Here is a 17,179-nt window from a genome sequence, read left to right on the forward strand (position 1 = left end):
TGAAAGGGGATTACTATATTGAGCCCTTTAAAAAAGAGCCTTCTAGTAAACTAGAAGGCTCTGAAACTATCACTTAAGGTGCTTTTGTATACCCTAAGAAATGGCTTTTCCAATAAGAGTTGTTTAATGAAACGATTGCTACACCTTTATCTCCAGATTGGATAAACGATCCGCCGCCAAGGTAGATACCCATGTGAGAAGGACCTGCTTTATAAGTGTCTTTGAAATAAATTAAGTCACCTGGTTGTGGACTTGAAGTTTGTGGTAAGCTGCTCCAATATCCTGCAACACTTTGGCGGCTAATGTTATGACCAAATTTCTTAAATACGTGATAGATGTAACCACTGCAGTCAACACCATTAGCAGAAGTACCGCCCCAAACGTATGGTACGCCTTGCATAGATTTTGCGTATGCAAGAATAGAAGAACTGTCACCGCTATTATTGTTTGTATTATTGTTGTTATTGTTTTGATTGTTATTTTGGTTGTCGTTAGGCTTATTATCTACTGCGCCCCCAACTGGTGTTTTAGATAGGAAACGTGTTCCGATGTAACCAGTTTGACCATTGTAGTTAATTTTGCTCCATCCAGAGTTTTCAGAGATTACTTGAACCTTCTGTCCGTGTGGAAGTGCGCCTATGATTCTATAATTTGTACCTTCGCCGCTACGTACGTTTAGTGCAGAAGCATTAATGTAGTAGTCGCCAATTGCACCTTGGTTAGGTTGCTCAGGTTGTTCAGGAGTAGTAGTGCCACCTTTAACGAATTTTACGAATTCGCTGCTAACATAGCCAGTTTTTCCCTGATAATTAACTTTAAACCAGCTACCTTCAGATCCAACTACGTTTAATTTCGTACCATTTAATACGCCACCAATTACGCTATGGTAAGTAGCAGGGCCCGTACGAACACGTAGTGATGTTGCGTTAACGACGTAAGTGCCACCAGTTTGAACAGTTACATTATTGTTTTGTTCCTGGTTGTTACCTTGCGTGGCGTTTTCGTTAGAACCGCCTTTTGTTACGTAGTCTTTGCTTAAGTAAGCTGTTTGTCCTGCATAATTGATTTTGAACCAATCTTGAACTTCACCAACGACTTGTACGACTTGTCCTTTTTTCACAGAACCTATAGTTGTATGAGAAGTGCTAGGACCTGTACGAACGCGAAGGGAAGATACGTTTACTGTATAGTTTCCGCTTGCTGGTTTTACAGTATTATTCGTATTGTTGTTTGAAGAACCTGCATTAGAAGAAACACCAGATACGAATTCGCCACTTACATAGCCAACTTGTCCATTATGGTTGATTTTCACCCAACCATTTTCTTGACCAATTACGTTTAATGTTTGTCCTTCATATACACGTCCTGAAACAGAACTAGAAGTGTTAGGAGCGGTACGTACACGTAATACATCAGCAGTAACTTTATTGTTTCCACCTGTACTTACATTGTTATTTGTTTTTTCTCCATTTTTTGATACAAATTCACCACTCACATAACCTGTTTTCCCATTATGGTTAATTTTGAACCAACCATTTTCTTCTCCAATTACGTTTAATGTTTGACCATTATAAACGCGAGAGATGATGTCGTGAGAAGTACTTGATCCTGCACGAACATGTAGCACGCTAGCATTCACCGTATAAGATGAACTGTTTGATGCGGAAGCTTGGACAGTTTGTGTAGCAGCTTTTTGTGTGTTTTGTTCAGGGGCAGCTTGAACGCTATCAAGTGTAGGTGCTGCTCCTCCTGCTACAGACACTGCCGCAAGACCGGCAAGGTATTTTTTCATAATTTGTCGATTCCTTTCTGTCTGTAATGTAGTTAAGAAATATTTACCAACTGTTAAAAATTCTAAAGAGCATGTCGATTACTGTCAAGACTTATGCGGGAATCTGAATATGACAAAAAGATTACAAGAAAAAATCAAGGTATAAATCTACACCTTGATTTCCATTTGAATACATATATTTGATGTAGAAAATGAGAAGATTATTCGGATTTAGTAAGATGTGCTGTTAGATTTTAAAAGGCTTTGAGAAAATGAACTTTGTAGTAATTTTGTAATAGGCCCAACTTGCCCATCTTGAATCGCAGTTCCATCGAGATGGGTCATCGGTAAAATTTCAATAGTCGTTCCCGTAAAGAAGCATTCATCTGCTTGATAAACATCGCGAATGCTGAACAGTTCTTCTTGTACTGGAATGCGAAGGGTTTTCGCTAAGGAAAGGACATATTGACGAATAATGCCATTTAAAATAAGGTGATTGGCTGGATGTGTGTAAAGAGTTCCATTTTTTATGAGAAAGAAATTAGAACAGCTCCCCTCAGTTACAGTACCGTTTCGTACGAAAAGTGCTTCTTTACAACCTTTGCGTTCAGCTTTCGTAGCAGCTAATACATTGGGTAATAAATTTAAAGATTTGATATCACAGCGTAGCCAGCGCGTATCTGGTTCTGATATAGCACGTACACCATATTCAATCCACAAAGCTGGTCTTTCCTTCTTTGTAATATAGGCATAGATTGTCGGAGGGACGTCATATGAGAATGTATGGGTACGGGCTTGTACACCACGAGATACTTGCAAATAAATAGTACCATCTTCGTGGAAATTATTACTTTCAATTAGTTTGTAAAGTAGGATAATAAGCTCTGCTTTTGAGAAAGGAAGTGATAATTCTATTTCTTCCATGGAGCGATATAACCTTGTGATATGCGGATCTAATAAGTGAAAGTTCCCTTTATATAGGCGAATAACTTCATAGACACCATCTCCAAACTGCAAGCCTCTTTCTTCAAGTTCTATGTACGCGCTATGTTTTGTTGTATCAATAACTGCATCATTCCATAGTACAAATTTTTCGTATGCCAATTTTCGTCCCATCCTTTCGTTAGTACATGAATAAAAAGCACTCTAGTTATTTTTATGTGAGCAATTCTCTTCATATGACGTATATGTATTTATAAATTATAGAGAAGTAGTGGTGATTTACCCCGCGTTAACGGGCAGTAAAACTCCCACCTCAAAATTCGGCTGGAGCAAAGAAGTTAAGTGGGAGATGAACTGCCCGTAAACGCCCCATTGGTGCGGGCTAATAATCAGTGGGGGATGAACACCCCCCTACTGATTAAAGTTTCACTTTATAGCATTTTGTATATACAAATTCGAAAATAGTAAATGAGAATCCTGCTTTTTGAAATAAAAAAAGCAACATTCGTATTGAATGCTGCACAAGGAGGGTAGCTATCTTTCGTAGGGACATCTTCTTATTAAAAGTTTTAGTAAGACAATCATAAGAAAGTTGAAAACAAATGGTGCACATATTTCTCAAAGGGATCTTATTACAGATGAGAGATAAGAAATATGTGAAACCTCGTTTACATATTTTATTATAAAGATACTTCATTAATGTAGTGTAAATATTCGGTGAAGGTTATGTAATTTTAAAGTTAATGAATAGGAGAGGAAGGATAGCAGAAAATAAAAAAAGAGGCTGAGATTACTCAGCGCTCTTCTTTTCTTCTTTAATAGCTGTTTTTACTTCACCAGTTTTAATCTTGTTACTTTCAGAGAAGCGAAGTAAGTCACCTTCAATGAGTTTGTCTGACATGTTCAATTCATTTTGGGCACGATCAATTAGTGGTTGAGATTCTTCTTTCGGTAATTGTACAACTTCACCAGTGTTACGGTCGTAGAATGTACTGTTCGTGTACATGTACTTATCCGTAATGAAACTACCGTCACGAAGAACAACGAATCCTTTATTGTCTGGTGAGAATACGTCGTGACCGAATTGAATTTGATCCGTAGAATCTACACCAAGTAAGTTTAGAATAGTTGGTTTAATGTCAATTTCACCAGTTGGTTTTGAAATTGTTTTACCTTCTTTTTGACCTGGAACGTGAATAAACATCGGTGTTTTTTGTAAGTTCATATGGTCAAATGCAGTAATTTCTTCTTTTCCTAAGAACTGTGCCATTGCACGGTTATGGTTTTCAGAAATACCATAATGGTCACCGTAGAATACGATCACAGAGTTGTCGTAGATGCCTTCAGCTTTTAGACGCTCAATAAAGTGTTTCATTGCTTCGTCTAAATAACGAGCAGTTACCATGTAACGGTCAAATACGCCATCACCTGAATTGTATTCGTCGATTAATTTCGTACTGTCATCATAAGTGAATGGGTAATGGTTTGTTAAAGTAAGGAAGCGAGTATAGAATGGTTGCTTCACTTCTTTTAACATATCGATAGACTGATCAAAGTATTCGATATCTTTTAATCCCCAGTTTAATTTTGTTTCTGGCGTAATCTTGTAGTCAAGCTCGTTGTAGTAACGATCATAACCAAGTGCCGGATACATAATGTTACGGTTCCAGAATGTTGCGTTGTTTGCGTGGAATACCGATGTGTGGTACCCTTGCTGACGTAAAATTTCTGGAGTTGCTGTATATTCGTTGTTACCGTGTGTGAAGAATACAGCGCCACGGTCTAGCGGATATAACGAAGTATCTACTAAGAACTCAGCATCAGATGTTTTCCCTTGACCAGTTTGATGGAAGAAGTTATCGAAGTAATAACTTTCTTTCGCAAATTGGTTTAAGAATGGTGTAACTTCTTGTCCGTTAACTGTTGCACCAATTAAGAATGTTTGTAATGACTCAAGAGAGACAACAATTACGTTTTTCCCTTTTGCAGTACCGAACATATTTGGATCTGGTTTACTTTGTGTTGTTTTTACATAGTTTTCTGTTTCTTGTAACTTACTACCGTCGGCAAATGCTTTTTGCGAACTTGATTTTGCTTGTAAGCCAAGATCGTATGCTTGGTGTACATATAATCCTAAGTTTTTAACAAGCATAACGCGGTCGAATGAACGTGTTAATAGTTCTGGACGCTCAGCTTCTGCAAATCCTAGGTTTACGAAGAAAATAGCAATTGTTGATACGAAGTATAGGGAACGCATCGGACGTGCTACACGCTCTGTCGGTGCAAAATTTTTCGTCTTCTTCAATAGAACGAAGAAGACGATAATATCCGCAAATGCAAGGATGATTTTGTAGTTAAATAATTCTTTCACACTAGAACCTAAACTTCCGAAATTAGACGTTTGTCCTAGTACTGGTAAAGTAACGAAGTCATTGTAGAATCCGTAGAACATTACGTTACCAACGAGAATGAACGTTAAGATAAAGTTAATTCCTAGTGCTATATAGTTACGTTTTTTACCTTTTGCAAATAATGCAAGTCCCACAAACAGTAATGATGCTGCTAATGGACTAATGAATAAAATGAATTCTTGCATGAAAGATTCAAGTTTTAAATCAAAGCTAGTGCGTGTAATGATGTAGGTTTTTAGCCATACGGCCAAAGCTACGAATAAAGTGAAACGCACATTTTGAAATTGTGATTTCAAGGTTTCTTTCATTCATTTCCACCCTTTCTCTATCAGGCTTGGTCGATTTTGGAGCGAAAAATGTTAAAATAAAAAATACATAGTTTCTTTTGCCATAATTAGAGCTTCTATATTCACCCATATACGACTTTAACTATGCATACCCTTTTCTGGTTTCTTTTGCTGCTCATAAGCATAACGTCATTTCTGTATTATACAACAAAATTCATTTCTGAGAAACACTATAACATTTTACATTTTTTGTATGTGATTTGTCACTACCAGAGAAAACTTTAACATTCGTTTATATACCCGTCAACTAGAAAATATAACAAAAATAGAAAAGAATGTTAAGTGAAATTGAAAGTTTTTTTGTTGAGAAATATGGAATAGAAACTTTAAAATCGGTGTCTAGAAAACTATTATATGAAGGAAAATGTAGAAAAATTAACGAACACTTGTTCTTTTTGGTTTTGTTTGTTACAATGAAATTTCATTGATAGATTATGTGTAATTTTGATGAACGTTTACTGATAACATATTGTAGCTTATTTTTTTTGAAAAATAGGGAGGCTTTTAAATGAAACAAAAATTTTCAGTTGAAGTGTTTTGGAAAAAAATAAAACATGTTGCGAAGCAGGCAGGGCAGTCGGTAATTTATGCGAGTTTATTGTTGTTTTACGTTTTGCAAAGACCTGATGTTCCAAAACGAGTGAAAATTATTGTAATTGGAGCACTTGCTTATTTCATTGCACCGATTGATGCCATTCCAGATTTCATTGCTGGAGTTGGTTATACGGATGATTTAGGGGCGTTAACGGCTGCATTATTACAAGCGTCGTTATACGTTAATGAAGATGTGAAAGATAAGGCACGAGTGAAGTTGGCAGAATGGTTTGGTTCGGATATAGACACATCATTTATCGATCAGAAATTAGATCAATAGGTGAGAACTGTCATAGAGTGACAGGGCGAACGTAAGCGAGGAAGTGCATTATGCCATCAGGAAGAACGCATACGAAAATAAACTTAATATCCCTTCCGGTTGTTTTGTTTATGCTCTTTTCGTATGGATTAACAAATTTTGATTTTTTATTAACTTTTGCAATCGGATTTTTAGTAGGTACTTCATTTTTAACACCTGATTTAGATACGTATAGTAATGCGTATAATAAATGGGGGTTACTCCGTATTTTTTGGTATCCATATAGGAGCGTAATGCCCCATCGTTCCTTCTTCACACATACGATTATAATTGGTGATATTATTCGTATCGCATACATGTTAATCGTATTTTCTCCGTTTTTATTCCTATTAAATGTAATCGCACTCGATGGGAATTTAATAGAAATTGCGAAGAAATATGAGGTTGAAATTGTAACGTTCGTAATGGGTATTGTAGTGGCGAGTACGCTCCACATTATAGCGGATAAAGTGAACACACGCCGAAAGAAAATGATGAGAAAAAAGAAGAAACGCAGAAGATAAAGAAACCGTCCCAAAAGGTATTTTGGGACGGTTTTTTCTTATTAATAGGTAGGTTATGCTTGTCGCATTTTGTAGTTAAGTCGATATTCCTTGTCGAATCGCTAATAAATTTTCATTTATCATCATGCGACAGTTTCTTTTTAATCAAACGTTTGTTTAAAGTTAAGCTTTCAGCACTTTAACACCTTTTACGATATTCCAAATGAAGTAGTATAAGCTAATGATTCCGCAAATACATAGAACAATCATTGCTCCGATTCCAAGTGTTACATCTGGCTGATCAGATCCGATGCCCATAATTCCTAAAATAACTAATCCAATAAATGAAGCGATGCTTGGAATGATATGTGTCCATAGAGCACGTTTTGCATGTGGTTTTGTTTCCGAATCGCCTACAATCCACACGATAATAGGGAATAAGATAGGCGCGAATAGTACACTAAAGTATGATAAAGCTGCTAATATTTTGTTTCCGTTCATATATATCACCTCATAAGTAATGTCCGTTGTTTATACCTTTAGTATGCAGTAAATTTGGCGAGCTTCCTATCGATTAACATTACAAGAACGTGACTCTTTTGTAAGATTTCTGTTTTAAATGATAAAATCTTCAAAAAAATCTTTTTAAATGAAAATTGTTGTGATAAAATTAATGAAAACGTTTTCTTAAACGTTTTTTATTTTAGACTTAAAGGTATGATGACCTGATAGCCTATTGATGGGGTTATGTTTATTTAAAAGGGGATTATTGAGGGGGAGAGAACAATGAACACATGGACACAAGTTTATGATCCGTTCGGGAATATTTGGGTTTCTGCAGCGGTCGCACTTATTCCGATTATCTTTTTTTTCTTAGCTTTAGCAGTTTTCCGCATGAAGGGGTATGTGGCAGGATTTATTACAGTTGTACTTACAATTTTAGTGGCTTTATTCGCTTATAAAATGCCATTCACAATGGCAATGGCAGCGACCGGATACGGTTTCTTATACGGATTATGGCCAATTGCGTGGATTATTATTATGTCAGTATTTTTATATAAAATTTCCGTGAAAACAGGTCAATTTGATGTTATTCGTGCATCTGTATTATCAATTACGAATGACCATCGTTTACTTGTTATTTTGATCGGTTTTTCATTTGGAGCATTTTTAGAAGGAGCAGCAGGATTTGGTGCACCAGTAGCGATTACGGCAGCGCTTCTTGCAGGTCTTGGCTTAAATCCTTTATATGCGGCTGGTCTTTGTTTGATCGCAAATACTGCACCAGTAGCATTCGGAGCGATGGGAATTCCGATTACAGTAGCTGGACAAGTAACTGGTATTGATCCGCATAAAATCGGACAAATGGCTGGACATCAATTACCGTTCTTATCATTATTTGTTCCGTTCTTTATCGTATTTTTAATGGATGGATTTAAAGGGGTAAGACAAACATGGCCTGCTCTATTTGTAGCGGGTAGTTCATTTGCAATTACGCAGTTTATTACAGCGACATTCTTAGGGCCAGAACTTCCGGATATTACATCGGCACTTGTAAGTTTAGTAAGTTTATCGCTCTTCTTAAAAGTTTGGCAGCCGAAAGAAATCTATCAGTCTAAACAAGCAAATAGTGAAGTAGCAGCAACGGCTGCGACATCTATGCCGAAACTAACAGTAGGAAAAGTAGTAAAAGCATGGTCTCCGTTCATTATTTTAACGGTGATGGTTGTGATTTGGAGCCAAAGTTTCTTTAAGGCGTTATTCGCTCCAGGAGGGGCTTTAGAAAGCCTTGTAGTTAAGTTTGAAATTCCAGGATTGCACAATTTAGTAATGAAAGCAGAGCCGATAGTAAATAAGCCAACGCCTTATGAAGCAGTCCTGAAATTAGATATTTTATCAGCAACTGGAACAGCGATTTTAATTGCATGTATCATTTCTATCTTTATTTTAAAAATGAGTGCAAAAGATGCAGTAGCAACATTTAAAGAAACGTTAAACGAACTAAAAATGCCAATTCTATCTATCGGATTCGTATTAGGATTCGCATTTATCGCAAACTATTCGGGTTTATCTTCTACATTAGCGTTAGCACTAGCAGGAACTGGCGGGTTATTCCCGTTCTTCTCACCATTCCTAGGCTGGATCGGCGTATTCTTAACAGGATCAGATACGTCAGCGAACGCACTGTTCTCGAATTTACAAGCAATTACAGCACAGCAAATTGGCGTGCCTGAAGTGCTTCTCGTTGCAGCAAATACAACGGGCGGTGTAACAGGTAAAATGATTTCTCCGCAATCGATTGCAATCGCTTGTGCGGCAGTTGGTCTTGCTGGGAAAGAATCAGATCTGTTCCGCTTTACAGTGAAGCATAGTTTATTCTTCGTAATTATTGTTGGGATTATGACTTATGTACAGGCTTATTATTTAACTTGGATGATTCCTTAAACAGCAAAAGAAATAGACTTTGCATTTTTCAGATTATCGTGTATGATGGGAAAGTATTGAAAATTAAATCAGTGATAAACTAGGGGTGCCTAACGTATGCGTAGGCTGAGAGAGAAGCGCGTGAACTTCTTAACCCTTTGGACCTGATCTGGCTCGTACCAGCGTAGGGAAGTTAACGGCTTTACATAATTATGCCTTTATGAGCCAGGTCCTTGTTTTTTTATGGACCTGGCTCTTTTTATTTTGGCATACGCTGGCCATATCTCGTCCTTGTCACGTACAGGGGGGCAACAAAAGTTATGAAACAATCTGTTTCAGCTGAGCAAATTGAATTGAAATCGAGTTTACCAGGAAGTAAGAAAGTATATGTGGATGGACCGCGTGAAGGTATGAAGGTACCGATGCGCGAGATTGCACAAAGCGAAACGAACGGTGTCCCAAATCCGCCAATCCGTGTGTATGATACGAGTGGACCTTATACAGATCCTGCCTATAAAGTGGAGCTGGAAAAGGGGATTCCAACGCCGCGTCATTCTTGGACCCTGGAGCGCGGAGATGTAGAAGCATACGAAGGACGTGAAGTGAAACCAGAGGATGACGGTGTGAAAGTGGCTTCGAAACATACACCTGTTTTCCCGCAAATGGATCGCCAGCCGCTTAGAGCAAAGCAAGGTGCAAATGTTACGCAAATGCATTATGCACGTAATGGCGTTATTACGTCTGAGATGGAATATGTTGCGATTCGTGAAGGGATAGAGCCTGAATTTGTTCGTAAGGAAATCGCGGAAGGTCGCGCGATTTTACCAGCGAATATTAACCATCCGGAAGCAGAACCGATGATTATCGGACGTAATTTCCATGTGAAGGTAAATGCGAATATTGGAAACTCTGCCGTATCTTCTTCTATTGCAGAAGAAGTAGAGAAGATGACGTGGGCGACTCGCTGGGGTGCAGATACGATTATGGATTTATCTACAGGTAAAAACATTCATACAACACGTGAGTGGATTATTCGTAATGCTCCTGTACCAGTTGGAACTGTGCCCATTTATCAAGCGCTTGAAAAAGTAAACGGAATTGCAGAGGATTTAACGTGGGAAGTGTATCGTGATACGTTAATTGAGCAAGCGGAGCAAGGCGTTGATTACTTTACGATTCACGCCGGCGTATTACTTCGCTACATTCCAATTACTGCAAAGCGTACGACAGGTATTGTTTCGCGTGGTGGTTCGATTATGGCGCAGTGGTGTTTATTCCATCATAAAGAAAACTTCCTATATACTCATTTTGAAGAGATTTGTGAAATTATGAAGCAGTACGATGTTTCGTTCTCTCTTGGAGATGGATTACGCCCAGGTTCGATTGCAGATGCAAATGACGAAGCGCAATTCTCTGAGCTTGAAACACTTGGTGAGTTGACGAAAATTGCTTGGAGACATGATGTGCAAGTTATGATTGAAGGACCTGGGCATGTACCGATGCATTTAATTAAAGAGAATATGGAGAAAGAGCTTGATATTTGTCAGGGCGCGCCGTTCTATACACTTGGGCCGTTAACGACAGATATTGCACCAGGTTATGACCATATTACATCAGCGATTGGGGCTGCGATGATCGGCTGGTTTGGAACGGCGATGCTTTGTTATGTAACTCCGAAAGAACATTTAGGTTTACCGAATAAAGATGATGTTCGCGAAGGGGTTATTACGTACAAAATCGCTGCGCATGCGGCTGATCTTGCGAAAGGGCATAAAACGGCTCATCAGCGTGATGATGCACTTTCAAAAGCGCGTTTCGAATTCCGCTGGCGCGATCAATTTAATTTATCTTTAGATCCTGAACGCGCAATGGAGTATCATGATGAAACATTGCCAGCAGAAGGGGCGAAAACAGCTCATTTCTGTTCAATGTGTGGACCGAAGTTTTGTAGTATGAGAATTTCACATGATATTCGTGAATATGCGAAAGAAAATGATTTAGAAACGACAGAAGCAATTGAAAAAGGAATGAAAGAGAAAGCGGAAGAATTCAAAGAAACTGGTAGTCACTTATATCAATAACACGTTACACCTCTTTACTTGATTGATCACACTGTACCTAACTTAAATATAGAAGAAGCCCCCTTTGCTAAGACGGTAGCAAAGGGGGCTTCTATTGTCTATAAGGCGAAGAATAGCTGTACCCAGTAGTATAAGAGGAATAATGTGACGACTGTTGTGAGTGGGATAACGATGAGAGATACGCTTAAATAGTCTTTCCATTTCACTTTAATTTTGTTTTGTTTCAGGATATACATCCAAATGAGGGAAGCTAGCGTACCGATTGGTAATAATAGTGAACCGATGTCGCTACCAATGATATTTGCGAGATAAATCGTTTTTAATGTGACTGGATCGAGTCCCATTTCTGTTAATGTGATTGTACCAATCATAAGGGCAGGGTGGTTATTGAAGACGTTAGAGAGGATTGATACAAGTCCGCCCATCGCAAAGCTGGCATAGAGTAGATGCTGACTTACAACTGGTTCGAGCCAACTTACAAGTGCTGCTGTTAATCCTGCGTTATGAAGCCCGTAAATAATTACATACATAGAGAAAGCGAAAACTAAAATGTGCCACGGTGTCTTTTTCAAAATATCGATAGGGTTTGTTCGTAGGTAGTACCATCTCCAGATGAGAAGAACGACTGAACCGAGTACAGCAACAATTTCGATTGGGATGGATAAGAAGGATGCAACGAATAGAAGACAGCGCATAAGGAAGACGAAGCCTAATACTTTTAACATAAATTTTGTACGTTTTTGTTTCGTATCAACAGAATTTTTCCCTTTTAACGGATGAAAGTTTTTTGTGAAGAAAATTTCTTCAATATCATATGAAGAAACAGGTAATTTTTTCGGAAGTTTTTTCTTTAAAACTGTATACATGAGCCATGACATAAACAATAATCCTAATGTTGCAGGTACAAACATCATAGCAGTATGCATATAAAGAGTCATATGGACGATGTTTAATGCAATTAAGTTTACGATATTACTTACACCGATTGGTGCACTAGATGCAGTAGCGATTAAAGCGCCACTTAATAAATAAGGAATTTGTTGGTGAGGTTTTAATTGAAGATTTTTTAGAAGAAGAATTAAAATCGGAGTTGTAATTAAAATACTACCGTCGTTATTGAATAAAAGGGTCATAAGAAAACATAGTAATTGAATATACCAGTATAAGCGGTGTCCGGAACCTTTCGCTAAATTTGCGAGTTTTGCTGCAGCCCAATGGAAGAAGCCGAAGCTTTCTAATATAACTGCCATAACGATGGTCGCTAATATCGTTATGGAGGCGCCTCCAATTTTACTTATAATGTCCATGACATCTGGCTTTGATACAAGTCCAGTAATGAGGATAATACCAGCGCCAATTGCTGCCGGCCACGCCTCATTTAAACCACGAGGTCGCCAAAAGATAACAATCATCGTTAAGAAGAATACAATAATAGTAATCCATATTTCAATGCTCATATTTAACCTACCTTTCTATTTTCCCTTGAACAAATGTAGCTTGTCTCAAGTTTATATTGGTAGTATATTCAGCAGGAAATAAGAAGAACTAGACATATAATGGAATGGAGTGAATATGTGTTTTTTGAGCTATAGGACAAGTATCAGTGGTAGTGTAATAACTATTAGGATAGACGTCTAATAAATGAGGGGCATTCTATGTACGAATGCCCCTCGTTTATCCCGCTATTTGCCGGGCAGTAAGACTCCCACCTCAAAATTCGGCTGGAGCAAAGAAGTTAGGTGGGAGCCTTACTGCCCGTAAACGCCCGATTGGTGCAGGCTAATAATCAGTGGGGGATGAACAAAACCCCCCACTGATTAAAGTTTCACTTTATTATTTTTCCTTCAAAAAAGTTCGATCCTTCAAGAATAAATTCCAGAAGAAAATGAATCCGGGTAGTAAAATTGCAATTCCGATTGCGTAAAGAATAAGAAGTGCATAGAATGTTTCGACCGTCGTAAAGCTTGTAAATACAGTTACGTCCGGGTAAATGATATACGGTAAATGGGCGACGCCGTAAGCGTAGCTTGCAAATGCATATTGAGCGACGACAGCTAAAACTGCAATGCGAGGAAATCCTAGTGTGCCATATTTCTTATTTGTCCACCAAAGGGAGGAATATCCGATAACAAATAAAACGATAGAGACTGTAAACCATGGGAATTGCTTTATTAAGCCTTGCATAAGCCAGTGTGTTTCAGGGTCCATTACAACGAGAGCGATAATAGCAGTCACGAGCGTTGCAGGACCAAGTATGATGGCATTTCTTCTATAAATTCTATATGCATCTTCTGAACCTTGTTCTCTCGCAAAATCAGCAAGAAAGAGAGATGATAGAAATAGTTCCGAAGTTAGTCCAAAGAGCATATAACAATAAATAACAGGACTAGAAAGAAGCTTTCCATAAAGGAGCACTTCTTTTCCTTCAGACATCGTAATATAGGCACCTTCTGTAACGGGTAGAACGGTAATTAATAGAGCTGGGATTAAGAGCCCAGTAATACCTGAAATAATTCGAAGAAGGTGTTGGTACTTTGGCAGGGAGTAAGCAAATACCATAAATGTACTGCGAATCGCAACGAGTACTAAAATTAACATAACGGGTACGAACATAACGGTTGCAAGGGTAAAGGCCGCTTTTGGAAAGAAACCGAGAAAAGCGACAACGACAAAGACAAGAAACGTATTTGTTACTTCCCAAGTTGGTGATAAGTACCGATTAGCAAGCTTGGCAGCGAGCGTCGGATGTTTAGCGTATACCATGCCCCAAAAACCAGCTCCAAAATCAATGGACCCGAGTATGCTATATACGAAAATAAGAGCCCATAAGATGATGATTGCAATACTTTCCTCATGCACGAGAATCGCCTCCTTGGTGATGTAAGTCATTCTTTAACGGATGTTTCTTAAAGAATGTCCGTAGTACAAAGACTGTTAAAATAGCGAGTCCGATATATAAAATGATGAATAGAACAAATAAAGGTCCGACGAAATCAGCGCGTGTAGAAGCATCTATTGTGCGTTGCATGCCATAAATTGTCCATGGCTGACGACCACTACAACTGAAAATCCATCCAAATTCAATACCGAGCATCATAACTGGTCCGCATGCTGCAGTGCCCCAAAGAAGCCACTTCGGTAACTCCGCCCCTTTTTTTCGATAAACAAAGTACCAATACAAGAGAGCAATCGCTGCAACTGCAAAGGTAAAGGCGGCAGCTCCAACCATTAAGTTGAAAAGTGTATGTGTATAAAATGGTGGCCACGTTTCTTGAGGGAATTCATTGAGCCCTTTTACGACGGTGCTAGGATCGAGTCCTACTAGTAAGCTGAGCATGTTCGGAATTTCGAGTGCATAGTTTAGTTCAAGTGTATTAGGATCCACAACCCCGCCAATCGATAAAGGGGCGTGTGATGTCGTTTCAAACAGAGCTTCAGCAGATGCTAGTTTTTCAGGTGAATGTTTATGTAAGGCAATAGCTGATTCGTGTCCTGAAATCCACATCGTAGCACCTGTGATAAATGTAACGACAAGACCTAACAATAATCCTTTTTTATGATAAGCAATTTCACGCGCACTTAAATTTTTCTTTAATAATTTAAATCCAGCGATGGAAGCGATGACGGCTGCTCCGGCTGCATAAGCTGTAATAACGACGTGGAATGCACTTGTGCCAAAGCTTGGATTAAAGAAAGCTTTCCACGGATCAACGTTAAAAACTGAGCCATCTGGTCCCATTGAAAAGCCCGCAGGTGTATTCATCCATGTGTTTGCTGATGTAATAAGCACGGCAGATGCAGTGGCACCAAGCATAACGAAAAATAACGAGACTAATCTCATAAATGGAGGTAGTTTATCAGCTGCATATACATAAATAGACATGAATAAAGCTTCTAAAAAGAAGGCGAAAATCTCAATTTGAAACGGCACGGAAATAACTTGCCCAACAATTTTAGCGAAGCCAGGCCAAAGTAGTGAAATTTGCACACCAACAATGGTTCCAGTTGGAATTGCTACACCGAGAAGAATCGCAAAAGCTTTTGTCCATCTTTTTGCCATAATGGCATAGTCGGAATCTTTCTTCCAGTGATAGAGTACTTCACTTATAAAAATCATCAATGAAAGCCCAACTCCAAGTGTTGCAAAGATAATGTGGAATGCTAATGAAGAACCAAAAAATGCTCTTGCTAATGTTACGGTATCCATATGTATACTCCTCTTCTTTTTTGCCATTATTTTCTGATTGAATTGGAAGATTTATTCAATAAAATGCCAAAAATATATATGCATTAAAAAAAGAGAATGTGTTAACGTAGTTTTGAATATTTGAAAAAGAAAGAAATATATATTAGGTAATATTTTGTTTGTTTTTTAAAGAAGAATATTTTATAATCTTTTATGCGAACATAAGTTCTAATTCAGCGTGTTACGTTTATGAAATGAAGAAGTTTATGTGAAATGGAGAGGGTGTCTTATGTATCCTGAAGTCATTAAAAAGATGGCATTTTCAAAAGAGCATAGAGATTTATTATTAAAGTTATATAATAAAGAAATTACGCGTCGTGAATATGATCGACTTGTGGAATCGCTATATAGACCTTCTAAAGAGGTTTGTGAGGGGTAATGCGAAAAAAGACAATCTAAAGGATTGTCTTTTTTATATTCGCGTATGTTCTGATAAAATTAAGGTTAGCCTTACTAAAGAGGTGAAAAGTTTGCGAAAACGTTTATATATAGGGATTGGGATTATTCTCTTAATCGCTTTAGGCGGAATTGTATTTTGGTCAGCTTTACAAGGAAACCGTACGGAGCATTTTATTTTAAGGCATATGGTAAATGAAAATGGAACACTTGCAACCTACCGTTTAGCAGATACAAAGGCAGGAACAGGTGAGGCGAAGGGCCGTGAAGCTTTATCAGAATCGGCAGGACTATGGTTACAATATACGCTTGATAAAGATGATCAGTTACTATTCGATGAACAAGTAAAGGTTATTCAAAATAATTTTGTACATAAGGATCACATCATTTTATGGAAAATCTCTGAAAAGGGAGAAATGCAGTCAGCCACCAATGCACTTATAGATGATCTTCGTATTATTGAACAATTATATCGTGCTTATGAAATGTATAAGGAAGAGCGCTATAAAAACCTTGCTGATCAATTGAGCAATGCTGTACTTCGTTATAATAAAAAAGATAATTATTACGTGGATTATTATGATGCAGATGCAGGTAAACAAAATAAATTTACAACAACATCTTACATAAATCCTCATGCATTCTCGTATATGAAAAAGTACGGAAAAATTTCTGCACAGCAGTATCAGGAAGTAGTTCAGTTTTTAGCAGATTATCCGAGAGAGGGTTGGGCGTTTCCGAAAGAGTATAAAGAAGATGGTACATTTACATACGATAAAGAAGTGAATCTTATTGATCAATCCTACGTTGCGTATCATCGTAGCTTAGGTGGTCTTTCATCAGATGTTTATTTGGAATTTATAAAGAAAAAATTCCATGAGAACGGAAAGTTATACGGTCGTTATAACTTAGAAACGGGAAAACAAACTGTAAACTATGAATCACCAGCATCTTATGGATTAACAATTTTGTACGTATTACAAACAGGTGATACAAAGTTTGCGAAGGAATTGTATGACCGGATGACTACATTTCGAAATGATAATGTATTTAGTAGATATTATGGTGGATATGTAACAGGTGAGAATAATAATACACATATTTTCGATAATGTATTACCACTTTTAGCTGAAATGGAATTAGAGAAGAGCAAGAGATAGAAGGTG

Annotated in this window: 13 protein-coding genes and 1 riboswitch; of the genes, 6 read left to right on the forward strand and 7 right to left on the reverse strand. The window is 37.9% G+C overall.

Features of this window, described 5'->3' with window-relative positions:
• Positions 1-73: 73 nt before the first annotated feature.
• The 3 genes from JDS80_RS25255 to JDS80_RS25265 all read right to left on the reverse strand — a co-directional run bounded on the left by JDS80_RS25255 (position 74) and on the right by JDS80_RS25265 (position 5,432).
• Entirely contained in the window at positions 74-1,792 is a 1,719-nt protein-coding gene (locus tag JDS80_RS25255) for a C40 family peptidase (protein ID WP_098888451.1), read from the reverse strand.
• Between the two features lie 210 nt (positions 1,793-2,002).
• A complete protein-coding gene (locus JDS80_RS25260) occupies positions 2,003-2,887 on the reverse strand; it encodes a D-amino-acid transaminase (RefSeq protein ID WP_071743912.1) in 885 nt (294 codons plus the stop codon).
• Between the two features lie 616 nt (positions 2,888-3,503).
• The gene (locus JDS80_RS25265) at positions 3,504-5,432 is read right to left on the reverse strand and encodes an LTA synthase family protein (RefSeq protein WP_199640237.1); all 1,929 of its coding nucleotides are present in this window, start codon (positions 5,430-5,432) and stop codon (positions 3,504-3,506) included.
• A gap of 547 nt (positions 5,433-5,979) precedes the next feature.
• Here JDS80_RS25265 and JDS80_RS25270 point away from each other — a divergent pair.
• Complete coding sequence (locus tag JDS80_RS25270; protein WP_199640238.1) at positions 5,980-6,345, forward strand: YkvA family protein; 366 nt, start codon at positions 5,980-5,982, stop codon at positions 6,343-6,345.
• 50 nt (positions 6,346-6,395) lie between these two features.
• Positions 6,396-6,887, forward strand: a complete 492-nt coding sequence (locus JDS80_RS25275) for a metal-binding protein (RefSeq protein ID WP_071743914.1) — start codon at positions 6,396-6,398, stop codon at positions 6,885-6,887.
• Between the two features lie 162 nt (positions 6,888-7,049).
• Here the strand turns inward: JDS80_RS25275 and JDS80_RS25280 are convergent, their stop codons facing one another.
• On the reverse strand, positions 7,050-7,367 hold the full coding sequence (locus JDS80_RS25280; RefSeq protein WP_071743915.1) for a magnetosome magnetite crystal formation protein family: 318 nt from the start codon (positions 7,365-7,367) through the stop codon (positions 7,050-7,052).
• A gap of 285 nt (positions 7,368-7,652) precedes the next feature.
• Here JDS80_RS25280 and lldP point away from each other — a divergent pair, with 285 nt between their 5' ends.
• The gene (gene lldP / locus JDS80_RS25285) at positions 7,653-9,311 is read left to right on the forward strand and encodes an L-lactate permease (RefSeq protein WP_071769821.1); all 1,659 of its coding nucleotides are present in this window, start codon (positions 7,653-7,655) and stop codon (positions 9,309-9,311) included.
• Between the two features lie 71 nt (positions 9,312-9,382).
• Positions 9,383-9,498: riboswitch (TPP riboswitch) on the forward strand.
• 112 nt (positions 9,499-9,610) lie between these two features.
• Positions 9,611-11,371, forward strand: a complete 1,761-nt coding sequence (gene thiC / locus JDS80_RS25290; RefSeq protein ID WP_098888450.1) for a phosphomethylpyrimidine synthase ThiC — start codon at positions 9,611-9,613, stop codon at positions 11,369-11,371.
• A gap of 98 nt (positions 11,372-11,469) precedes the next feature.
• Here the strand turns inward: thiC and JDS80_RS25295 are convergent, their stop codons facing one another.
• From JDS80_RS25295 to cydA, 3 genes are all read right to left on the reverse strand, one after another.
• A complete protein-coding gene (locus JDS80_RS25295) occupies positions 11,470-12,828 on the reverse strand; it encodes an arsenic transporter (RefSeq protein WP_098888449.1) in 1,359 nt (452 codons plus the stop codon).
• Positions 12,829-13,204: 376 nt separating this feature from the next.
• On the reverse strand, positions 13,205-14,230 hold the full coding sequence (locus JDS80_RS25300) for a cytochrome d ubiquinol oxidase subunit II (protein ID WP_000544179.1): 1,026 nt from the start codon (positions 14,228-14,230) through the stop codon (positions 13,205-13,207).
• Positions 14,223-15,578 carry a cytochrome ubiquinol oxidase subunit I gene (cydA, locus tag JDS80_RS25305; RefSeq protein WP_071769818.1) on the reverse strand — a complete coding sequence of 452 codons (1,356 nt, stop codon included), beginning with the start codon at positions 15,576-15,578 and terminating at the stop codon, positions 14,223-14,225. The genes JDS80_RS25300 and cydA overlap by 8 nt, the downstream gene beginning before the upstream one ends.
• 268 nt (positions 15,579-15,846) lie before the next feature.
• Between cydA and JDS80_RS25310 the strand changes: the two genes are divergently transcribed.
• Entirely contained in the window at positions 15,847-15,996 is a 150-nt protein-coding gene (locus tag JDS80_RS25310) for a hypothetical protein (RefSeq protein WP_000283176.1), read from the forward strand.
• A 91-nt stretch (positions 15,997-16,087) separates the two neighbouring features.
• Complete coding sequence (locus JDS80_RS25315) at positions 16,088-17,173, forward strand: transcriptional regulator (protein ID WP_142347416.1); 1,086 nt, start codon at positions 16,088-16,090, stop codon at positions 17,171-17,173.
• Positions 17,174-17,179: the final 6 nt, after the last annotated feature.

This window comes from Bacillus cereus group sp. N8 (genome assembly GCF_016483685.1).
Taxonomy (GTDB): domain Bacteria; phylum Bacillota; class Bacilli; order Bacillales; family Bacillaceae_G; genus Bacillus_A; species Bacillus_A proteolyticus.